Source organism: Pseudomonas sp. ASL7 (assembly GCF_056680375.1).
Genome location: NZ_CM155279.1, coordinates 3349898 through 3371517 on the forward strand (window position 1 = coordinate 3349898; position 21620 = coordinate 3371517).

15 protein-coding genes, 3 tRNA genes and 1 riboswitch are annotated in these 21620 nt (G+C 58.7%); of the genes, 3 read left to right on the forward strand and 15 right to left on the reverse strand.

Annotated elements, in window-relative coordinates:
- Positions 1-50: 50 nt before the first annotated feature.
- Complete coding sequence (locus AC1MDT_RS15430) at positions 51-569, forward strand: cell envelope protein SmpA (RefSeq protein WP_480417976.1); 519 nt, start codon at positions 51-53, stop codon at positions 567-569.
- A gap of 19 nt (positions 570-588) precedes the next feature.
- Here AC1MDT_RS15430 and AC1MDT_RS15435 read toward each other — a convergent pair.
- The 7 genes from AC1MDT_RS15435 to ltaE form a co-directional block, all read right to left on the reverse strand.
- Positions 589-665, reverse strand: a tRNA-Arg gene (locus AC1MDT_RS15435).
- Between the two features lie 71 nt (positions 666-736).
- Positions 737-813, reverse strand: a tRNA-Arg gene (locus AC1MDT_RS15440).
- A 107-nt stretch (positions 814-920) separates the two neighbouring features.
- Positions 921-1011: transfer RNA gene (locus AC1MDT_RS15445), tRNA-Ser, on the reverse strand.
- A gap of 62 nt (positions 1012-1073) precedes the next feature.
- Positions 1074-1262, reverse strand: coding sequence for a carbon storage regulator CsrA (gene csrA / locus AC1MDT_RS15450; RefSeq protein ID WP_002554426.1), 189 nt, complete (start codon positions 1260-1262; stop codon positions 1074-1076).
- 187 nt (positions 1263-1449) lie between these two features.
- A complete protein-coding gene (locus tag AC1MDT_RS15455) occupies positions 1450-2691 on the reverse strand; it encodes an aspartate kinase (RefSeq protein ID WP_031319071.1) in 1242 nt (413 codons plus the stop codon).
- Positions 2692-2783: 92 nt separating this feature from the next.
- Positions 2784-5408 (reverse strand): alanine--tRNA ligase, encoded by a 2625-nt coding sequence (gene alaS, locus AC1MDT_RS15460; RefSeq protein ID WP_480417977.1) that lies wholly within the window; start codon positions 5406-5408, stop codon positions 2784-2786.
- Between the two features lie 146 nt (positions 5409-5554).
- Entirely contained in the window at positions 5555-6559 is a 1005-nt protein-coding gene (gene ltaE, locus AC1MDT_RS15465) for a low-specificity L-threonine aldolase (RefSeq protein ID WP_480417978.1), read from the reverse strand.
- A gap of 196 nt (positions 6560-6755) precedes the next feature.
- Positions 6756-6927, forward strand: a riboswitch (FMN riboswitch).
- A 102-nt stretch (positions 6928-7029) separates the two neighbouring features.
- Here ltaE and AC1MDT_RS15470 point away from each other — a divergent pair.
- Positions 7030-7539 (forward strand): 6,7-dimethyl-8-ribityllumazine synthase, encoded by a 510-nt coding sequence (locus AC1MDT_RS15470; RefSeq protein ID WP_007943897.1) that lies wholly within the window; start codon positions 7030-7032, stop codon positions 7537-7539.
- 168 nt (positions 7540-7707) lie between these two features.
- Here AC1MDT_RS15470 and astE read toward each other — a convergent pair whose 3' ends face one another.
- The 7 genes from astE to AC1MDT_RS15505 form a co-directional block, all read right to left on the reverse strand.
- Positions 7708-8718 carry a succinylglutamate desuccinylase gene (gene astE / locus AC1MDT_RS15475; RefSeq protein ID WP_480417979.1) on the reverse strand — a complete coding sequence of 337 codons (1011 nt, stop codon included), beginning with the start codon at positions 8716-8718 and terminating at the stop codon, positions 7708-7710.
- Between the two features lie 12 nt (positions 8719-8730).
- Positions 8731-9018 (reverse strand): hypothetical protein, encoded by a 288-nt coding sequence (locus AC1MDT_RS15480; protein ID WP_033056735.1) that lies wholly within the window; start codon positions 9016-9018, stop codon positions 8731-8733.
- Between the two features lie 58 nt (positions 9019-9076).
- Positions 9077-10423, reverse strand: a complete 1347-nt coding sequence (astB, locus tag AC1MDT_RS15485) for an N-succinylarginine dihydrolase (protein ID WP_480417980.1) — start codon at positions 10421-10423, stop codon at positions 9077-9079.
- 164 nt (positions 10424-10587) lie between these two features.
- Positions 10588-12057, reverse strand: a complete 1470-nt coding sequence (gene astD / locus AC1MDT_RS15490; RefSeq protein WP_480422799.1) for a succinylglutamate-semialdehyde dehydrogenase — start codon at positions 12055-12057, stop codon at positions 10588-10590.
- Entirely contained in the window at positions 12054-13079 is a 1026-nt protein-coding gene (astA, locus tag AC1MDT_RS15495) for an arginine N-succinyltransferase (RefSeq protein WP_480417981.1), read from the reverse strand. The genes astD and astA overlap by 4 nt, the downstream gene beginning before the upstream one ends.
- A gap of 54 nt (positions 13080-13133) precedes the next feature.
- The gene (aruF, locus tag AC1MDT_RS15500; protein WP_414907691.1) at positions 13134-14153 is read right to left on the reverse strand and encodes an arginine/ornithine succinyltransferase subunit alpha; all 1020 of its coding nucleotides are present in this window, start codon (positions 14151-14153) and stop codon (positions 13134-13136) included.
- 197 nt (positions 14154-14350) lie between these two features.
- A complete protein-coding gene (locus AC1MDT_RS15505) occupies positions 14351-15571 on the reverse strand; it encodes an aspartate aminotransferase family protein (RefSeq protein ID WP_480417982.1) in 1221 nt (406 codons plus the stop codon).
- A 286-nt stretch (positions 15572-15857) separates the two neighbouring features.
- On the opposite strand from AC1MDT_RS15505, the gene AC1MDT_RS15510 reads away from it, so the two are divergent.
- Positions 15858-20573: a dermonecrotic toxin domain-containing protein gene (locus AC1MDT_RS15510; protein ID WP_480417983.1), complete on the forward strand. Its 4716-nt coding sequence runs from the start codon at positions 15858-15860 to the stop codon at positions 20571-20573.
- Positions 20574-20581: 8 nt separating this feature from the next.
- On the opposite strand, the gene AC1MDT_RS15515 is transcribed toward AC1MDT_RS15510, so the two are convergent.
- Positions 20582-21562: a GlxA family transcriptional regulator gene (locus tag AC1MDT_RS15515; RefSeq protein ID WP_480417984.1), complete on the reverse strand. Its 981-nt coding sequence runs from the start codon at positions 21560-21562 to the stop codon at positions 20582-20584.
- Positions 21563-21620 lie beyond the last annotated feature (58 nt).

Sequence of the window (21620 nt, forward strand, 5' to 3'; positions counted from 1 at the left end):
CTGAAAATGTAGCAGCTACCCTTGAATCAGACCGTCATGGAGGACGTTTGATGCCATCGAATGCACGATGCTTTTTGCTGATCGCCCTGCTCTACCCCCCTCCCTGCGCGCTGGCCGCGACCATTCACCGATGCGAAGCGGCCAACGGGCGCATTACTTTCACCACGCTGAGCTGCACCACTGGAGAAAGCCTTTCGCTTCAGGAGGTGCGCACCTTCACTCCCGGCAACACGACCGCGCTCATGCCGGAAGCCGACTTCCGTGAAACATCAGGTATGAAAATCAGGAGGCGAGATCCGACGGTCGTCGGCCAGAGCGAGGACAAATGTGGAAACCTGATCAGCGCCCGGGAACGTCGCGAGGCCATCATCAATCAACGGATTGTGGCCGGCATGAGCCAACAGGATGTCGAGAGCGCCCTTGGCAAACCCGACAAGATCAGCATTCGGAATTCGGCCACAAGCTATCGCTACGACACCAAGCGAGGTCGTAGCGCACACGTCGAATTCGATGAGAGAGGATGCACGAAAGGAAAAGCCAAATCCCAGACGGCAAAAAGCCCGCGTTAAACGCGGGCTTTTTGTTGTTTGGTGCACTCGACAGGATTCGAACCTGTGACCGCTCGGTTCGTAGCCGAGTACTCTATCCAGCTGAGCTACGAGTGCATTTGTGTTTTTATACCAGATCACAACTGGTTGGAGCCAAGTCATTCGCATTACTGCAAACAACCCTTAAATGGTGCACTCGACAGGATTCGAACCTGTGACCGCTCGGTTCGTAGCCGAGTACTCTATCCAGCTGAGCTACGAGTGCATTTGTTGCCGCGCATTATAGGCCGTTTAATCTCTATGTAAAGCACTTTTTCTAGTAATTTCAAACACTTACCGAAGAAGCTAGATTACAACGTACTACGCAAATAATGGCGGAGAACGGGGGATTCGAACCCCCGACACCCTTTTGAGGTGTACTCCCTTAGCAGGGGAGCGCCTTCGGCCACTCGGCCAGCTCTCCGCAACACGGGGCGTATCTTAACCAACCTTTTCCCCGTTTGCAAACATAAAAAACGATAAAAATTAATGGCTTGGTTCTTCGTCCTTCTCTTTCTTTATACGCAGGTAAATTTCCTCACGGTGGACCGCAACCTCTTTCGGGGCGTTAACACCGATACGCACTTGATTTCCTTTGACGCCGAGCACGGTCACGGTGATTTCGCCATCACCAATAATCAGGCTTTCTGCGCACCGACGAGTCAGAATCAGCATACCTTTCTCCTCACGCATTTCATTTCAGGAACAACAGTCTGCAAAAAAAAGGCACTCGACCTACAACCGGAGCGATCGCAGCGCTACATGCCTGAGTATTGACCAGCGCGAGCAAAAGAACAGTTCCTGGGTCGCGCCATTCAAAAAAACAAAGGGCGCGGTCAGACCGCGCCCTTTGGCAAACGCATCACTCGCCCTGGCGGGCTGGCGCGTCCAGTTCGAAAGCTGTGTGCAGAGCGCGCACAGCGAGTTCCAGGTACTTCTCTTCAATCACTACGGAGACTTTGATTTCCGAAGTCGAGATCATCTGGATGTTGATGCTTTCCTTGGCCAGCGACTCGAACATACGGCTGGCCACACCTGCGTGGGAGCGCATGCCAACGCCGACGATCGAGACCTTGGCAATCTTGATGTCGCCGACGACTTCACGGGCACCGATCTCGCGAGCGGTGTTTTCCAGCACGGTTTGCGCGGCCTGGAAGTCATTACGGTGCACGGTAAAGGTGAAGTCGGTGGTGTTATCGTGCGCAACGTTCTGCACGATCATGTCGACTTCGATGTTCGCGGCACTGATCGGACCGAGAATCTTGAACGCAACGCCCGGGGTGTCTGGCACGCCACGGATGGTCAGCTTGGCCTCATCGCGGTTGAAAGCGATGCCGGAAATGATCGGCTGTTCCATGGTTTCCTCTTCATCAATAGTAATGAGGGTGCCCGGACCCTCCTTGAAGCTGTGCAGTACGCGCAGCGGAACGTTGTACTTGCCGGCGAACTCGACCGCACGGATCTGCAACACCTTGGAACCGAGGCTGGCCATTTCCAGCATCTCTTCAAAGGTAATCTTGTCCAGGCGCTGGGCCACGGACACCACGCGCGGGTCAGTGGTGTAGACACCATCGACATCGGTGTAGATCTGGCATTCGTCAGCCTTCAAGGCTGCCGCCAGCGCCACGCCAGTGGTGTCGGAACCGCCACGACCGAGGGTGGTGATGTTGCCGTGCTCGTCGACACCCTGGAAACCGGCGACAACCACCACACGACCGGCCTTCAGATCACCGCGAATTTTCTGGTCATCAATCTGCAAGATACGCGCTTTATTGTGCGCGCTGTCCGTCAGGATTCGCACCTGGTTGCCGGTGTAGGACACCGCTGGCACACCGCGCTTGATCAGCGCCATGGCCAACAGTGCAATCGTCACCTGCTCACCGGTAGAGACGATCACATCCAGCTCACGCGGAACCGGTTGGCCGTCGCCACTGATTTGCTTGGCCAGATCGATCAGACGGTTGGTTTCGCCGCTCATTGCAGACAGCACAACCACCAGGTCATCGCCGGCATCGCGGAATTTCTTAACCTTGTCGGCGACCTGCTCGATTCTCTCGACAGTGCCGACCGAGGTGCCTCCAAATTTCTGTACGATCAAAGCCATTTCAAAGCCGCCTCTGCCCATGAAGGGCGCCCAAATAAATCACTCAAACAGCGTTCCGGCCCGCCACTAGACTACGGGCCGGACACACTGCCTTATAAACCCTGCTCTACAAATGGAACAGTCAGGGCCAATGCAGCATCCAGTGCGCCAGCGTCAGTACCACCGCCCTGCGCCATGTCTGGACGACCGCCGCCCTTCCCGCCCACTGCCGCTGCGGCTTGCTTCATCAAATCACCGGCTTTGAGTTGGCCAGTCAGGTCTTTGGTTACACCTGCAACCAGTACGACCTTTTCCTCATGGACACTGCCGAGCAGGATCACTGCGCGGCCGAGTTTGTTTTTCAGCTGATCGACCAATGCCAGCAACGCCTTGCCGTCCTGACCGTCCAGACGCACGGCCAGCACCTTCACGCCTTTGACGTCCAGAGCAGAAGCTGACAGATCGTCGCCCGCCGCACTGGCTGCCTTGGCCTGCAACTGCTCGAGTTGTTTCTCCAGCAGACGGTTGCGCTCCAGCACAGCCGACAGCTTGTCGATCAGGTTGTCGCGGCTGCCCTTGACCAGGTTGGCCGCTTCCTTGAGTTGTTCTTCAGCAGCGTTCAAGTAGGCCAATGCCGCAGCCCCCGTGACCGCTTCGATACGACGCACGCCGGAGGCCACACCGCCTTCGCTGATGATTTTCAGCAGGCCAATGTCGCCGGTACGGTTGGCGTGGATACCACCGCACAGCTCGACGGAAAAATCACCGCCCATGCTCAGCACGCGCACATTGTCGCCGTACTTCTCGCCAAACAGCGCCATGGCGCCTTTTTGCTTGGCGGTTTCGATGTCGGTTTCTTCGGTTTCAACGGCGGAGTTCTTGCGAATCTCGGCGTTGACGATGTCTTCCAGCGCCTTCAACTGCTCTGGCTTGATGGCCTCGAAGTGGCTGAAGTCGAAGCGCAGGCGCTGACTGTCGACCAACGAGCCTTTCTGCTGAACGTGATCGCCCAGCACCTGACGCAGCGCGGCGTGCAGCAAGTGAGTCGCCGAGTGGTTCAGCGAAGTCGCGTGACGCACGTCAGCTTCGACGTGGGCCTCAACCGGAGCCCCAATGATCAGACTTCCCGATGCCAACACACCGTGATGCAGGAACGCACCGCCGGTTTTGGTGGTATCGCGCACGTCGAAACGGCTGTTGCCGGCCTGCAGATAGCCACAGTCACCAATCTGACCGCCGGATTCAGCGTAGAACGGCGTCTGGTTGAGAACGATCACGCCCTCTTCGCCTTCACTCAATACGTCGACTGATTGCCCGTCTTTATAGAGGGCAACGACTTTCGCCGCACCGCTGGTCGCTTTGTAACCGGTAAATTCAGTGGCCACATCAACCTTGACCAGGCTGTTGTAGTCCATGCCGAAGGAGCTGGCGGAACGGGCACGGACGCGCTGGGCTTCCATTTCGCGCTCGAAGCCTGCTTCGTCGATGGTCAGGCTGCGCTCACGAGCGATGTCGCCGGTCAGGTCCATCGGGAAACCGTAGGTGTCGTAGAGTTTGAACACTACGTCGCCCGGCACCACGTCACCTTTGAGTTCGGCCAGATCCTGCTCGAGGATCTTCAGGCCTTGCTCCAGGGTCTTGGCAAACTGCTCTTCTTCAGCTTTCAAGACGCGTTCGATGTGTGACTGCTGGGATTTCAGCTCAGGGAAGGCTTCGCCCATCTCGGCGACCAGGGCCCCGACGATCTGGAAGAAGAAGCTGCCCTTGGCCCCCAGTTTGTTGCCGTGACGGCAAGCACGACGAATGATCCGGCGCAGCACATAGCCGCGACCTTCGTTGGACGGCAATACACCGTCGGCAATCAGGAAGCCGCAAGAGCGAATGTGGTCAGCCACGACTTTCAGGGACGCCTGATTGTCGTTGGTGCAACCGATGGCCTTGGCCGATGCGCTCAGCAGGCTTTGAAACAGGTCGATTTCGTAGTTCGAGTGAACGTGCTGCAGTACGGCACTGATCCGCTCCAGGCCCATGCCGGTGTCGACCGACGGAGCAGGCAGCGGGTGCAACACGCCGTCTGCAGTGCGGTTGAACTGCATGAACACGTTGTTCCAGATTTCGATATAACGGTCGCCGTCTTCTTCCGGCGAACCCGGTGGGCCGCCCCAGATGTCGGCACCGTGATCGTAGAAAATCTCGGTGCAAGGACCGCACGGGCCGGTATCGCCCATGGTCCAGAAATTGTCGGATGCGTACGGCGCGCCCTTGTTGTCGCCGATGCGAACCATACGCTCGGCCGGAACGCCGATTTCCTTGGTCCAGATGTCGTACGCCTCGTCATCGCTGGCGTAGACGGTGACCCAGAGCTTTTCCTTCGGCAGGTTCAGCCACTGATCGGAAGTCAGGAAGTTCCAGGCGTAAGTGATCGCGTCACGCTTGAAGTAATCACCGAAGCTGAAGTTACCCAGCATTTCGAAAAAGGTGTGGTGACGAGCGGTATAACCGACGTTTTCCAGGTCGTTGTGCTTGCCGCCGGCGCGCACGCATTTCTGGCTGCTGACAGCGCGGGTGTACGCGCGCTTTTCCTGGCCCAGGAAACAGTCCTTGAACTGGTTCATCCCCGCGTTAGTGAACAGCAGGGTTGGGTCGTTGCCCGGAATCAAAGAGCTGGAGGCTACACGGGTGTGGCCTTGCTCTTCGAAGAAGCGAAGGAAGGCTTCACGGATTTCTGCGCTTTTCATTAGGTTCTTCCACGGAGGCTGCGGCCAAAGGCCTGTGCGAAACGTCAACAGACGAAGCGACGGCAAAGGGCCGCATTATATCGGCGTTAGTGACTAGGTACAGTGTGTTTGTACGTTACAAACAGTCAATTGGACCGCTAACACGGTCAGTTACGAGAAAAGTCGACAAATGTAGCGACGACCTGCTCGATTTGCGCACGACTGACGTCCATGTGCGTGACCATTCGCAGGCGACCGGCAGCGCTGAGCTTGATGCCCCGCTCGGCGGCAAAGGCCTTGATGGCTTCAGCCTTGTCGCCCATCGCCACGTATACCATGTTGGTCTGCACCGGCTCGACCTCATAACCCGCCGCTCGCAGGCCTTCGGCCAGAAGTTGCGCATTGGCGTGATCGTCGGCCAGCCGCTGGACGTTGTTATCCAACGCATACAAACCTGCTGCCGCCAGAATCCCGGCCTGGCGCATGCCGCCACCGACCATTTTGCGCAGACGCCGCGCCTTGCCGATCAATTCCGCTGAGCCACACAACACCGAGCCGATCGGCGCGCCCAAGCCTTTGGACAGGCAAACCGAAACGGAATCGAAATGCTGAGTGATTTCCCGGGCGTCGACACCGAGCTTTACCGCTGCGTTGTACAGCCGAGCGCCGTCCAGGTGCAGCTGCAAACCATGCTCGCGGGTAAAACTGCGGGCCTTGGCCAGATATTCCAACGGCAGAACTTTGCCCTGCATGGTGTTTTCCAGCGCCAGCAGGCGAGTCCGGGCGAAGTGGAAGTCGTCCGGCTTGATCGCAGCGGCCACTTGAATCAGGTCCAGCGAACCATCGGCCTGCACTTCCAGCGGCTGTGGCTGAATCGAACCGAGCACCGCTGCACCGCCGCCTTCGTACTTATAGGTGTGCGCCTGCTGGCCAACGATGTACTCGTCACCGCGCTCGCAGTGGGCCATCAGGCCCAGCAGGTTGCTCATGGTGCCCGTCGGGACAAACAGCGCGGCGGCAAAACCCAGGCGTTTTGCCAGTTCGGCTTCCAGACGATTGACCGTCGGATCTTCGCCGTAAACGTCGTCACCGGTGGCCGCTTTGGCCATCGCGTCGAGCATCCCGGCGGACGGTTGGGTGACTGTGTCGCTGCGAAGATCGATAACGCTCATGAATCTGGCCTCGGTAAGCAGGGGAAAATCCCTTTCAAGTAGGAATTACTGCGGTCATACCGACGAATAATCAACCCTTGAGTAGGAAAAGGCTTCTCGAACCGACGAAAAAGCCGATAGCAATCATCAGATAGCAGCGATGCACAGGCGAGAAATATGTGTTAAAAACGCTGCGCCGCCAGACAATCTGGCGGCAAAACGTTCTCAGGGCGGGGTGCAACTCCCCACCGGCGGTAATTGCGCGCAACGCGCATAGCCCGCGAGCGCTTGGCGACAGGCACGGCTATGGCTGTGGATGACGGCAAGGTCAGCAGACCCGGTGTGATTCCGGGGCCGACGGTCATAGTCCGGATGAAGAGAGAACGGGATTGGCACCAAAGGGCCGTCCGCGGGCATTCGTGCGAGCGAGCGTACCCTTAAATCCCATTCGATTCATAAGCCCTGTTTTTTACACAAACAGGAATCAGAACATGCAACCCACCGCAATCGACAGCAAAAGCAAAAACCATCAGGGCGAGCGCGTTGCGTTCATCCAGGCCTGCTGGCACAAGGAAATCGTCGACCAGAGCCGTAAGGGCTTCGTCGCCGAAATGATCGCTCAGGGTTATCAGGAATCAGAGATCGATTTCTTCGAAGTCGGCGGTGCCTTTGAAATCCCGCTGCACGCCAAGCTGCTGGCCAAATCCGGTCGATATGCCGGCATTGTCGCCGCAGGCCTGGTCGTCGACGGCGGCATCTATCGCCACGAATTCGTTGCCCAATCGGTGATCAGTGGCCTGATGCAGGTTCAACTGGAAACCGAAGTGCCAGTGTTCTCGGTGGTTTTGACCCCGCACCACTTCCATGCAGGCGAAGAACATCAAAAGTTTTTCTTCGAGCACTTTGTGCACAAGGGTCAGGAAGCGGCGAAGACTTGTGCGGATACGCTGCACAAGATGCGTGCGCTGCGTCGTAGTGAGCCACGCGCGGTAGCCGTCTAAAGCACAAAACCTTTGGTTTGGGTGGGGTCTTTGGCTTCACACAAACCCTGTGGGAGCGAGCCTGCTCGCGAAAGCGGTTTAACATTCAACGATGATGTCGTTTGTTAGTCCGCCTTCGCGAGCAGGCTCGCTCCCACAGTGGGTTTTATGTTGGGCCCGAGAAGGTGGTCAGGCCAGGTTTTCGTCAGTGGTCGGCACGATCAGGATGCCGGCGCGCAGGCCATTTTTCACCTTGGGGTTCGGGAAGATGATTCGGGCGCCCTCTTCCTCGATGATCCAGCGGGTCTGGGCGATGTCTTCGGCCAGCACATAACCCACTTCCAGCTCCGAAAAATTCTCGATGTCCGCCGGCAGGTTCAGGCGGAAGCTATCGCTGTGCTTGATGATTTCCCGCGCCACGCTAAACAGCTGCAAGCCATCCAGCGCCTCTGCGACCGGCGGTGGCTCATTACCCTCGATGATCTGCTGCAGGCGGGTTTCGAGCCGCGAGACATTCACCCCTTCGTTCTGCCCAAACGGCCGCGCCTTACCCAACTCAAGGGTGAAAGACTCGGCACCGAGCTTGTCGTAGGTGTAGGAGCTGAAAACGATGGACGGTTTGTTCTGCAACAGCACCGCTTCCATACCGGCAGCGCGCAGGCGAGCCAGTTCCAGACGAGAATGCTGGCGGCCTTCTTTCCAGGGATACAGCGCGAACTGCTCGATTTTCGAGCCACGAATCGCGGTATGCAGGTCGTAGTGCAGACGATTGCGGTCCGGCAGGCTGAAGAAACTCGCCGCTAGCCGCTCCAGCTCACAAGCGCGCAGGGCTTCGCAACCGCTGCTTTGTTCGTGACGGCCATTGAACAGCCGATTGACGTCCTGCTCGATGAAGCGCTCACCGCGACGGATCGCATCGGGGTTGCCGAACAGGAAAAGAATACGTGCGCGCGGCTTCAGGTCGCCGCGAGCGATGCCATGCAACAGGCGATCGAGCAGCTCGATCGGTGCTGTTTCGTTGCCATGGATACCCGCCGAAAGCAGCAGGTCCAGGCCATTGTCGCGCGCTTCAGGTGGCCGGACTTCCAGCGCACCTTCGCTCAACCAGCGCATCCGCACGCCTTCGACAGTCAGTTGAGTCTTCTCCGCCGGTTCGCGGCCGGCGAGGGTCAGTTCAAGCAGTTTGCCGAGGGCGAGCATAGAGCGGTTTCCTTAGTGGTCGTGTGCGCAATCCGGGCCGTGCACGTGGTCTTCGTCACCGACTTCAGCCGGTTCCATTTCCAGTTGCAGACTTACCAGATTAGTCGCCAATGGGCGCAGCAGCAGGTTAGCGTATTCAGCGTCACCTTCTTCGACGTCCACGCCGATCAGCAGTTGGCCACGGCCATCCTGCTGGATCCACAGCTCTTTGCCTTGCCACATGACCGCGACGCGGGTGCAGGAGGTTTCCAGTTGCGTGCCGTCGGTGTCTTCAAGGATCAGCTGCAGGGTATCGCTCATGTTTTACGCTCTCATTTGGAGATAGCGCGGCGCACTCATTTCAAGAGTGCGCCGACTTTCAATTGATCTGGAATGGATAAACCGAGCCCAGTTTAAGGATTTGCGTCAGTTCATCCAGTGCCGTCCGGCACTCAAGCAGCAATTGCGGGTCCGCGAGATCGTTTTCGGTCATGCGGTCGCGGTAGTGCTTGTCGACCCATTCGGTCAGCGTGCCATACAACGGTGCCGTCATGATAACCCCTTGGTTGACGGCCGCCAGTTCGGTTTCATTCAGTGCGACGCGCAACCGCAGGCAAGCCGGGCCACCGCCGTTCTGCATGCTTTGCTTGAGATCGAAGACTTTCACTTCGCGGATAAGCCCGCCAGCGCTGGTCAAACCTTGCAGGTACTGCCAGACACGCTCGTTACCGCGGCATTCTTCCGGCACGATCAACAGCATGGAGCCATCAGGACGGGACAGCAGTTGGCTATTGAACAAGTAGGAACGAACGGCGTCTTCCACGGTGACTGCGGAACGCGGTACACAGACCGACTGAAATTTCCCACCGACTTTTGCGAGCTTTCCTGAAAGTTCGGCCAGCATCTGCTCGGTGTCGAGGAACGCATCCTCGTGATAGAACAACACCTCGCCGTTACCGACGGCGATCACGTCGTTGTGGAACACGCCCTGATCAATCACCGAAGGATTCTGCTGGGCATACACCACGCCGTCCTCGCTCAAGCCGTGCAAGCGGGCAACGGCTTGGGACGCTTCAAGCGTCTGGCGTGCCGGGTACTTCTGCGGTGCCGGGTAACGGGTGTCGAACGCACTGCGACCGAACACAAAGAACTCGACGCCAGCTTCACCGTATTCACGGCAGAAACGGGTGTGGTTAGCCGCGCCTTCGTCACCGAATTGAGCCACGGCCGGCAATGCGGCGTGGTGAGCGAAGTGTTTCTGATCCGCAAACATTGCCCCCAGTACGCGACTGGTGGTCGGGTGTTCGATGCTGCGATGGTATTTGCAGTTCAGGTTGGCAGCGGTGAAATGCACGCGACCGTCGGCAGTGTCGGCACTCGGGCTGACTGTGGCGGCGTTGGCTACCCACATGCTCGATGCCGAGCAACTGGCCACCAGCAACGGCATCGCGTCTTTGGCCGCTTGCTCGATCACTTGGGCGTCGGTGCCGCTAAAACCCAGGCGACGCAATGCCGCCACGTCCGGACGCTCCTGAGGTGCGAGCACGCCCTGTTGAAAGCCCATTTCCATCAGTGCTTTCATTTTCGCCAGGCCTTGCAGCGCGGCTTCCTTCGGGTTCGAAGATTGCTGGCTGTTGCTCTGGGACGCGACGTTGCCGTAGGACAGGCCGCCGTAGTTATGGGTCGGCCCCACTAGACCGTCAAAATTGACTTCATAGGATTTCATCAGCGAGGCTCCACGAGAATCTGTTGTTATAGGCATCTGGTAACTGTTCAGTAAGACCGAGTCGCGGCCATCGCGAGCAAGCTCGCTCCCACAGGTTCAGCAGTGTTCACAGATGTTGTGTTCGACGCAGACCTTGTGGGAGCGGGCTTGCCCGCGATTGGGCATTACGCCATTTTCACGCCGGGCGTCAGGGCCGCTGGCAACACCAAGCTCGGGGTTTCCAGCGAGGCCACCGGGTACGCGCAGTAATCTGCGGCGTAGTAAGCGCTGGCGCGATGGTTGCCCGAGGCGCCGACACCACCGAATGGCGCGCTGCTCGCTGCACCGGTCAGTTGCTTGTTCCAGTTGACGATACCGGCACGGCTTTCCAGCCAGAACTGCTGATAACGCGCTTCGGAATCCGACAGCAAACCAGCCGCCAGGCCATAGTCGGTATCGTTGGCTTCAGCGATCGCTGCTTCAAAATCAGCGTAGCGGATCACCTGCAGCAGCGGACCAAACAGCTCTTCGTCCGGGCGATCCGCCACGGCGGTAACGTCCAGAATACCGGGGGTCAGCAAGGCCGCCTGAGCCTGAGGCTGGGTCATTTCCAGCAGCGCCACTGCGCCATTGGCCAGCAGGTGTTCTTGCGCATCCATCAGCGCTTTCGCAGCACCGAGTGAAATCACCGAGCCCATGAACGGTGCTGGCTGTTGATCAAACGCACCCACGTCGATGGTCGAGCTGACCGCCACCAGACGCGCCAGCAGCATGTCGCCCCAAGCGCCTTGCGGCACCAGCAAGCGGCGAGCACAGGTGCAACGCTGACCGGCAGAGATGAACGCCGACTGGATAATGGTGTAGACCGCGGCATCGAGATCAGCCACCTGATCGACGACCAGCGGGTTGTTGCCGCCCATTTCCAGCGCGAGGATTTTGTCCGGACGACCGGCAAACTGCTGGTGCAAGTGATTGCCGGTGCGGCTCGACCCGGTGAAGAACAAACCGTCGATGCCAGGGCTCGCCGCCAGGGCGATACCGGTCTCACGAGCGCCTTGCAGCAGGTTCAATACACCTGCGGGCAGGCCGGCTTCGATCCAGCACTTGACCGTTAGCTCGGCGACTTTCGGCGTCAGCTCGCTTGGTTTGAACAGCACGCTGTTACCCGCCAGCAGCGCCGGCACGATGTGGCCGTTCGGCAAATGGCCAGGGAAGTTGTAAGGCCCGAACACCGCCACCACGCCGTGTGGTTTGTGACGCAACACGGCAGTGGCGTCGCCCAGTGGGCCGCTCTTCTCACCCGTACGTTCGCGGTAGCTTTGCACCGAGATCGCAATCTTGTTGACCATGCTGGTGACTTCAGTCGCCGCTTCCCACAATGGTTTACCGGTTTCTTCACCGATGCAGCGAGCCAGTTCGTCAGCGTGATTTTTCAGCGCAGCGGCAAACGCTTCCAGCACGGCGATACGCTCGTCCAGCGTGCGACGAGCCCAGCCCGGAAAAGCCTGACGCGCGGCTTGCACGGCCGACTCAACTTGAGCAGCGGTGGCACCCTCGCCAGCCCACAGCACGTGTTGCGTCACCGGGTTCAGCGATTGGAACGCTTCGCCCTGTCCGGCCAGCCATTCACCTGCGATGTATAACGAATTCATTATTTCGACTCCCGAGCAGCGGACAACGGAACGGCGCGCACTTGATCGCCTGCGTTGAGTTGAAGACGTTTGGCGGTCAGTGGATCGACCACCAACGTGCCGGCGGCGAAGCGTGCAGGAGCGGCAGTCATCCGGCAGTCTTCGCGCTTACGGTTGTGAATCAGGAAAGGTGTGGCGTCGTCACCCGGCGTGCCGATGGCCAGTACCAATGCCTGACTGTCACGCACCGCACGGATCTTGCTGGTTTCGCACTCGACCGCCGGGCCGGCGTCGAAGATATCGACGTAGCCTTGATAGCTGAAGCCTTCGCTTTTGAGCATGGCCAGCGCCGGCTCGGTGTCTGGGTGCACCTGGCCGATGACGTTGCGTGCGTCTGGCGACAGGAAGCAGGTGTACAGCGGGAATTTCGGCATCAGTTCTGCGATAAACGCTTTATTGCCGACGCCAGTCAGGTAATCGGCCTGGCTGAATTCCATCTTGAAGAAGTGACGACCGAGGCTTTCCCAGAAAGGTGAACGCCCGGCTTCGTCGGACACGCCGCGCATCTCAGCGATGATCTTGTTGCCGAATAGCTGCGGGAACTCGGCGATGAACAGCATCCGCGCCTTGGCCAGCATGCGGCCGTTGAGGCCAATGCGGTAATCAGCGTGCAGGAACAGCGAGCACAGCTCGGAGTTACCGGTCAGGTCATTGGCCAGGAACAGCGTCGGAATTTCGCGGTAGATGTTCAGCTCTTGCGAAGCGCTGACGGTCAGGCCAACCCGGAAGTTATACCAAGGCTCGCGCAGGCCGACGGCGCCAGCGATGGCGGAAATGCCCACCACGCGGCCATTGTCGTCTTCGAGCACGAACAGGTAGTCCGCATCGCCCCGCCCGGCTTCGCCGCGAAAAGTCTTCTCGGCCCAGCCGACCCGATGGGCCAGCCGCTCTTCGTTGGCCGGCAAGGTGGTCAGGCCGGTGCCGGTGCTGCGGGCCAGGTCGATCAGAGCGGGTAAATCGCTGCTGCGTACGGGACGAACGATCATGCTATCTCCTCAAACGGGCCGCTTGCGCCACCCGCGAAACACTTCTGTAAGACGTTAAACCGCCACCAGGCGCACGCTGGCACCTTCACCGACGCCCAAGGCATCAGCCGCTTCCAGATCCAGGGTCACGGGTTTGCCCGGCGCATAATCGAGCTCGAGCAACACGGCGCGGTAATCCTGTAACTGGGCGTTGGCGACCAGGTACTGACGACCGACGCCTTTGACCGGCTCGCCAATTTTTACCGGGACCACACGGCTCTGGGCGATCGAACGGATCCCCGAGACGCGGGCATGCAAGGTCGGGCCGCCGTCGAAAATATCGATGTAATGATCGGTCTCGAAGCCTTCGCGCATCAGGATGTCAAAGGTGATCTGTGCCCGGGGGTGCACCTGGCCCATCGCTTCTTGAGCGGAGTCCGGCAGCAGCGGCACGTAGATCGGGTAATGCGGCATCAGCTCGGCGAGGAACGTCCGGCTTTTCAGGCCACACAGGCGCTCGGCTTCGGCGTAGTTGAGGTCGAAGAAGTTGCGACCGATGGCGTCCCAGAACGGCGAATCGCCATTTTCATCGCTGTAACCGACGATCTCGGTCACGACGGAATCGGCAAAGCGCTCGGGATGGCTGGCAACGAACAACAGGCGACCGCGGGAGTTGAGCTCCGACCAGGCCGAACCCACCAACTCAGGCAACACGTAGAAACTGGTCAGCAAGCTGTTGCCGGTCAGGTCGTGGCACTGGGAGAGCACGTGGATCTTGTTATGAATCTTCAGCTCGCGGGAGGCGTGTACGAAAGTTTCATTGCGGAAACTGTAGAACGGCTCTGAATAACCCGCCGACGCAACGATCGCCGAGCATCCGGCCAGTTTTCCGGTGGCGGTGTCTTCGAGGACGAAGAAATAGCTCTCTTCGCCATTGAAGCTGACTTCGGCGGCGAATGAAGCTTCGCTTGCGGCGATCTTGTCGCTCAGGCGTTCAACGTCATCCGGCAAGGAAGTGACACCAATCGGGCTGTCCGCAGCCAGACGCTGTACCTCGCCCAGATCAGCCATTTGCGCGGGGCGCATCACCAGCATGGTGTCACTCCTTTCTCGAAAAACTCTTTGAGGGAAATAAGCCGGGCCTTTTGTAGGAGCGAGCTTGCTCGCGATGGTGGATCAGCAACATTGATGTCGGCTGACTCACCATCGCGAGCAAGCTCGCTCCTACAGAAAAGCGGGCCCGGCATAAAAATTGGGTTCGACGCCCGACATATCGGGCGTCGAAGGGTCTATCAGGCTTGTGTCAGTTTCGCCACGGCACGTTCGAAGCGGTCCAGACCGGCATCGATATCGGCGTCTTCAACCACCAGGCTTGGCGCGAAACGCACCACGTCCGGTCCTGCTTGCAGAATCATCAGGCCTTCACGCTCGGCGGCGTTGAAGATGTCTTTGGCCTTGCCTTTCCAGGCATCGCTCAGCACGCAACCGAGCAGCAGACCCAGGCCACGAACCTGAGTGAAGAGGCCGTACTTCTCGCCGATCTGTTCCAGGCGAGCCTTGAACTTGTCGTGCTTGGCGTTGACGCCGGCCAGCACTTCAGGGGTGTTGATCACATCGATCACGGCTTCGGCAACAGCACATGCCAACGGGTTGCCGCCGTAGGTGGTGCCGTGAGTACCGACAACCAGGTGTTTGGCCAGCTCTTCGGTGGTCAGCATCGCGGCGATCGGGAAACCACCGCCCAGGCTCTTGGCGCTGGTCAGGATGTCCGGCGTGACGCCGTAATGCTGATAGGCGAACAGCTTGCCGCTGCGGCCCATGCCGGTTTGCACTTCGTCGAATACCAGCAGCGCGTTGTGCCCGGTGCACAGTTCACGGGCGCCTTGCAGGTAAGCCAGCTCGGCCGGCAATACGCCGCCCTCGCCCTGGATCGGCTCCAGAACAACCGCGCAGGTCTTGTCCGAAATGGCGGCTTTCAAAGCTGCCAGATCGTTGTAAGGCACATGGGTGATGCCGGTGATTTTTGGACCGAAACCGTCGGAGTACTTCGACTGCCCACCGACGTTAACGGTGAACAGGGTGCGACCGTGGAAGCTGTTCAGTGCCGCGATGATTTCGTACTTCTCGCTACCGAAACGATCGAAGGCGACGCGACGGGCCAGCTTGAAAGCGGCCTCGTTGGCTTCGGCGCCGGAATTGCAGAAGAACACACGTTCGGCAAAGGTAGCGTCGATCAGCTTATGCGCCAGGCGCAGGGCCGGCTCATTGGTGAACACGTTGGACACGTGCCACAGCTTGTTGGCTTGCTCGGTCAAAGCACCGACCAGCGCCGGATGCGCATGGCCCAATACGTTAACGGCAATCCCGCCGGCGAAGTCGATCAGCTCGCGGCCAGATTGGTCCCAAACGCGGGAACCAGCGCCACGCACAGGAATGAAAGCGGCAGGCGCGTAGTTGGGAACCATTACCTGGTCGAAATCGGCGCGTTGTACCGCAGCGTGCTCAACGGACATCGGAGTCTCCTGAAAAGGAACACTCGCCTGAAACTGGCGAGCGATGAGGGGATTGTAAGGACAGTTTTCAGCCCGGCCTTGCCGCCAAGCGACAACTTCTTATAGCGCAAACCCCGGTTTCAGCCGGGTTTACGGCAATGCGACATATAGCGTCGCAAAGGCGCAGTTTAAACCGCTGGCACAGGTTATAGGCAGCGTCGTCGAGCGGTGCGGTAAATATGTACCGCACCGAACACTTCATCGTCTGTTTTGCTGGCGTCTTATCCACCTGCTAAGGGACTAGCGCATGAATCAACACGAACCTGAGCGTGCCGCTCATCCGGACACTCACTTTCATCACGTTTACCGGAATTTGCCGACGTGGGTATTAGAGGCTTCGGCCGACACCCATCGCGCGCTGAAGAACGCCAGCCTTGAAGCACCTCACTGGCATGGCACCGCTACTCGCCAACAACAGCAGACATTGAAAACGCTCAGCCAGGAACATTGGAACCAGCGCAATCGTCTGGGCGCGATGCTGGCGAATCTGCAAAATGCTCGGGATTTTGCCGCGCCGCTATTGAGCGCAGCGCTAAAACAACGGTTCGGCCTGGAACTGGATGTCAAAACGACCTTCTTGCGCCTGTACATCCCTCAAACCATTCCCTGGCTTGCGATCAAATCCGGGGCGGCTCGCACATGGACGGTGTCATTGCTCGATGCGGCGCTGCATAACTTTCAGGTCTCGGAGACTGAGCCTGACGCCTATGAGTCCGCGTCGACGTTTATCACCGAACCCTCGCCCACCGGGCAGTTCGATACGCTGCCCGCGATCAAGCGCCAACTCTCTGTCCAGGACTTTACGCGTTTGTGCCGGGAGCTGGACATTGGCGCCCAGTACGAGGCTTACCTCAAAGACAATCTGGGCTTGACCAATCCGGTGGCCGGAGCGGTTTTGAAGTCAAACGTCATCGCCACGCACAAGGCCGCACTCCGATCCGCGCTGCAAATGGCTTACGTCCGAGAAGATTTGCCGGACGATGCCTGTCTTTCGATTCTAGGCATTCTGGAGGGCCGTGCAGGTGTGCAGCTGGACGGCCAACTGCTGCACTGCCACGACCTGACAATGATGTCTTCGGAGCTGACCGGCATCGTCATTTTTGCACCCAGGCTTGAGCGTGCCCGGCAGGCCACGCGGATCATTGTCTACATTCCCGATGATCCGGAACATCCGCTCAAACAGTACCCGGACACCCTGGCCTTCATGGCAGAGCTGACCCGCAAACTGCGCTCGCCCGCTTATCAGACTTTTTTCAGCCGGTTCATCGATCATCAGCAACGGGGATATTTTTTCGCCGACCTCAATCGTCGTCTCAGCGCCGTTACCTGGCATCAACGCCAGTACGGCGACCCGTTGCCGAGCTGGCGAGAAACTCCCATCGACAAACCCAACCTTCAGTTTTCACTGAGCCCGTTCAAAACAGCTCTGTGGACCCACCTCTATCAACAGCAACTGAACAAGATCCTCAATGACGCGCGCACCATCGCCGTTTCCACCGCCAATGCCGACCGAACCGCGCGATGGGCGCTTTGGGATGCCTTTAGCAAAATAGCGTCAACGATTCTTGAAGTGGCGACGTTTGTGGCCCTGCCATTTGTTCCGTTCCTGGGGGAGTTGATGCTGGCCTACATGGCCTATCAGGTACTCGACGAAACTTTCGAAAGCATTCTGGATTGGGCCGAAGGATTGAAAACGGAAGCGTTCGGGCACCTGATGGGCGTCATCGAATCGGTCGTTCAGCTGGGGACATTCGCCGTGGGTGGCGCCATCGCCGTCGGCGAGCTAAGGCCTCTGCTGTCTCGCGACACGCTGGCGTTTTTCGACAAGTTCACCCCGGTCAACGCGTCCGATGGCAAATCCCGCTACTGGAAGCCGGACCTTTCACCCTATGAGCAGTCAGCGCCCCTGCCGACAACGGCCAAACCCGACCGACTCGGCCTGTACCGGCATGAGGGAAAAACCCTGCTGTCCATCGACGACAAGCTCTATGCGGTAACAAGGAACGGCGAGACCGGTCAATTTCAAATCCAGCATCCGAACCGCACCGACGCTTACCAGCCCCCCCTGCGACATAACAGCCACGGCGCCTGGCAGACCGTGCTGGAGCAACCGCTAAGCTGGGATCGGGATACCGTCATGCGTCGAATCGGCCATAGCGTCGAGTCGTTCAATGCTGTCGAGCGCGAGCAAATCCTGCGCATCAGCGGCTATCACGACAACGTGTTGCGCGAGATGCATGTCGACAACCTGCCACCACCTTCACTGCTGACCGACACTATCAAGCGCTTCAAAATCGATCGGGACATCCAGACACTCAGCGAACAGATCGGCAGCGCAGATCCCGAGCACTATCAGGCCCTGACCAACCGCAAATCTTTGTTCGAATCCCGCTATCGGGAACTCGAAAGAACCAATGATCGGCAAACGCAGCTACTGCTCGGCGAGGTATCGGGATTACCCACCGATGTCGCACAAGAACTGGTGCGCAACGCAACAGGTACCGAACTGCTGCAACTGCGCAACGGACGTGTGCCCCGGCGCCTCAAGGATGCGGCGCAAAAAGCCATGGAGGCTGTGCGGGCGAGTCGCGCCTACGAGGGGCTTTATTCCGATGCGCTGGAAACCGTGGATACCCATCGACTGGCCTTGCACAGCCTGGACTCGCTGCCCAGCTGGCCCGATACCCTGCGCATCGAGGTGAGGGACTACTCCAGGGAAGGCGTACTGAGCGACAGCATTGGCCCGGCCGATGCACCAACCCTTAAAACACTGGTGCGCACGGAAGACGGCATGTACCAAGCTCACGAGAGCAGTCAACCGCCCGGTGATTTTTACACCGCCCTACTGCAAGCGCTGCCGGAAACGGATCGCAATGCGCTGGGCCTCTCCATGGAAGACGGCCCGACACTCCGACAACGCATCTCGAAGCAGGCGCTGGAACAACCGGCATTGCGCAAACTGTTTGCAAAAAATCCCCATCGGAAACCTTTCTATGACCCGACCACCATGCGCTTGCCTGGGGGTACCGACGGTTACGGCCGCAGTCACCCTACGTCGCCCACCCTCAACGATCGGGTTCCCGAGGTTTACCCCAGCCTTACCGAAGAGGAGCTGCAATCCGTCGTCGCCCGTTTACAGCAGCACCCCGATGGCGCTCGCGTAGAGCTTTCTCGCCTGGCTCGCGAACTTGAAGAACTGCATCGAGACCTGGATACCTGGAGAAACGACACGCCCACCGTTCATCCCGAAACCGGGCTCCCTCTGAGTGATCTGGAACAACAGGGCCAGAAAAACAATCGCCGGTTGCTGGCCCAGGAAATCCAGAATAGCTGGCGCCGACAATCGGCCCGAGACATGGACGCTCCTGGCGACAGCGACCGATATGTACTGCGATTCGAGGAGCCGATCCTGGGCGATCTGCCAGTGTTGACTGCCGACTTCAGTCACGTGTCACTGCTTGCCCTTGAAGGCAGCCATGCGGAGCAAGGCATTCACGCATTTCTGCAACGTTTCAATGACCTTCGCCGCCTCGATTTGCGCCGCTTCGCCCTGACCACCCTGCCCGACGCCATCCCCCGGATGGCCAATCTCGACGCCCTGATACTCAGCGATTGCGCAATTAAGTTTGACGCTGCCGCGTGGTCCAAACTGTCGTCTTTGAAAAAAATCGTGATGCTGGACCTGTACAAGAATCCGTTTGAAACCGTACCCAACGTCGAATCGATGACCGAGCTCGTTCATCTGGATCTGAGCGATGCGGGCCTCACTGAGATCCCGGCCAGCGCAGTGAAGCATCCCAAGCTAGACGCCCTCATGCTGATGAACAACAAGATCACCGAATTGCCTGCCGGGTTGTTCGACAGCCATGTCTACGAAAAACGCGGAATACACCTTTCGCACAACCCGCTCATCGACACGGCACGGCAAATTATCAAGCATCACTACTTTGATAATTCATACGATCTGGGTGCCTTCGCCCCCGAGGCGGACACTGATCGAGTCAGGGCGCTGTACCCGAACATGGACGTTGAGCAGGCCAGCGACTTCGTCTATGAGCTGCCCGGCACCCTGGACGACGGTCGCATCGAGTTGGCGCGCCTGGAAGCGGAGTTGACCCGGCTCGGCAACGAGCTGGCTATCTGGACGGCCGATCTGCCGCCCCAACACCCGCTGACGGGCGAACCCTTCGATGCGCAGCAACAGCTCCTCGAACATGCAAACCGCGATGAATTCAAACAGGCGGTCGAGCAATGCTGGCGGCATGAAAGCGAGCTGGACGATTTCAATGACATGCTTGAGCCCACCCACGAACTCGTGATTCGCTCTGTGATAAATGGGGAGTTGCCAACCCTGAGCGCCGACTTCAGCCATGTGTCGGCACTAGAGCTGCAAAGTGCCAATGGCGTGACCCGCATTGGGCGTTTTCTGGACGGCTTTCCCAATCTCAAAAGCTTGAGGCTGCGCGACTGCAATCTGGGCGACATTCCCGATGCGGTGTTCAAGATGGGTCGATTGAGTTCACTGTCCATGCCCAACTGCCGGATTACTTTGTCAGCGGAGTCGGTCACCGCACTCACCGCGATGGAACAGCTCGATTACCTGGACCTGGGTCGCAACCCGCTGGGCAAAACGCCCGATCTAAGCCAAATGAAGGGACTCGCTACCGTCCTGCTCCATGACACCGGCATCACCGAAATACCGCAAGGACTGTTCCAGCTGGAGGAACTGGATTGGGCCGACCTGAGCACAAACGCGATCACGGAAATGCCCAGCGAAGTATTGGAAGCACCCACGGAGACCGCAGAGAACATCAGCTTTAGAGGCAACCCGTTTTCCGAGGAAAGCCTGCTACGGCTAATCAGCTACTTCGAACGCACGAGTGTAGATTTCGGTGTGGAAGAAGTAATCAACCGAGGCGAGATGGAAGTATCGTCCACCGACGGTTCCGAAATCGACGAATAAAGCCGCCTTCAACCGCGCTCTGACGGCACCGACGACAACTCAAACGGGCTGCTGCTGCGCCGCTGGTTGCGATCTTCGCGCGGCGTGGCGCCGAAGAAATTGCGGTAGGCGCTGGAGAAATGCGGCCCCGAGGAGAAACCGCACGACAAGCCAATCTGGATGATCGACTTACTGGTTTGCATCAACATCTGCCGGGCCTTGTTCAGGCGCAGTTCCAGATAGTACTGGCTCGGCACGCGGTTGAGGTATTGCTTGAAAATCCGCTCCAGTTGCCGACGGGACACGCACACATGCTGGGCGATTTCGTCGGTGGTCAGCGGCTCTTCGATGTTGGCTTCCATCAGCAACACCGCCTGGGTGAGCTTCGGATGGCTGGAACCCAGGCGGTTTTGCAGTGGAATACGCTGACGTTCGCCGCCTTCACGGATGCGTTCGACCACCAGTTCTTCCGACACTGCACCCGCCAGCTCGGCACCGTGATCGCGGGCCAGCACGGCCAACAACAAGTCGAGTACCGACAGGCCGCCACATGCCGTCAGGCGATCGCGATCCCAGTCGAACAGATGACTGGTGGCGATGACTTTCGGAAAACGTTCGGCGAAATCGTCCTGCCAGCGCCAGTGCACGGCAGCTCGATATCCGTCGAGCAAACCGAGCTGAGCCATCGGGTAAACACCGGCCGACAAACCACCCATCACACAACCGGCGCGCACCAGTTGCTTCAGTGCACTATTGAGCGCCGGCGCGAGTGTGGTCGGTGGCTCATCGGCGAGCAGAAACAGTTTCTGAAAGTTTTCGAGCTTGCCGGCCCACGGTTCACCCGGCAATTGCCAGGCACCTTCGACCGACGGCTCAGCCTGCAAAAACGACAATTCGTAGACAACGTCCGGGTGCACACGCTGGGCAACACGCAAGGCCTCCTCAGCCAGCGAAAGCGTCAGGGCTTTAGTGCTGGGCCAAATCAGGAAACCAATTCGATGGGCAGTCATGGCGGGCAATCCGAAACGAAAACAGTGTTAGAAGCCGAAAGCGGCTGCAACCAAATTA

What these genes read in the sequence shown, in the direction of transcription:
- alaS (WP_480417977.1), bottom strand. Translation starts at nt 5,408, where the DNA reads ATGAAAAGCGCAGAAATCCGTGAAGCCTTCCTTCGCTTCTTCGAAGAG.
- AC1MDT_RS15480 (WP_033056735.1), bottom strand. Translation starts at nt 9,018, where the DNA reads ATGAGCGATACCCTGCAGCTGATCCTTGAAGACACCGACGGCACGCAA.
- ltaE (WP_480417978.1), bottom strand. Translation starts at nt 6,559, where the DNA reads ATGAGCGTTATCGATCTTCGCAGCGACACAGTCACCCAACCGTCCGCC.
- AC1MDT_RS15505 (WP_480417982.1), bottom strand. Translation starts at nt 15,571, where the DNA reads ATGTCCGTTGAGCACGCTGCGGTACAACGCGCCGATTTCGACCAGGTA.
- aruF (WP_414907691.1), bottom strand. Translation starts at nt 14,153, where the DNA reads ATGCTGGTGATGCGCCCCGCGCAAATGGCTGATCTGGGCGAGGTACAG.
- AC1MDT_RS15515 (WP_480417984.1), bottom strand. Translation starts at nt 21,562, where the DNA reads ATGACTGCCCATCGAATTGGTTTCCTGATTTGGCCCAGCACTAAAGCC.
- astA (WP_480417981.1), bottom strand. Translation starts at nt 13,079, where the DNA reads ATGATCGTTCGTCCCGTACGCAGCAGCGATTTACCCGCTCTGATCGAC.
- AC1MDT_RS15430 (WP_480417976.1), top strand. Translation starts at nt 51, where the DNA reads ATGCCATCGAATGCACGATGCTTTTTGCTGATCGCCCTGCTCTACCCC.
- AC1MDT_RS15510 (WP_480417983.1), top strand. Translation starts at nt 15,858, where the DNA reads ATGAATCAACACGAACCTGAGCGTGCCGCTCATCCGGACACTCACTTT.
- csrA (WP_002554426.1), bottom strand. Translation starts at nt 1,262, where the DNA reads ATGCTGATTCTGACTCGTCGGTGCGCAGAAAGCCTGATTATTGGTGAT.
- AC1MDT_RS15470 (WP_007943897.1), top strand. Translation starts at nt 7,030, where the DNA reads ATGCAACCCACCGCAATCGACAGCAAAAGCAAAAACCATCAGGGCGAG.
- AC1MDT_RS15455 (WP_031319071.1), bottom strand. Translation starts at nt 2,691, where the DNA reads ATGGCTTTGATCGTACAGAAATTTGGAGGCACCTCGGTCGGCACTGTC.
- astB (WP_480417980.1), bottom strand. Translation starts at nt 10,423, where the DNA reads ATGAAATCCTATGAAGTCAATTTTGACGGTCTAGTGGGGCCGACCCAT.
- astE (WP_480417979.1), bottom strand. Translation starts at nt 8,718, where the DNA reads ATGCTCGCCCTCGGCAAACTGCTTGAACTGACCCTCGCCGGCCGCGAA.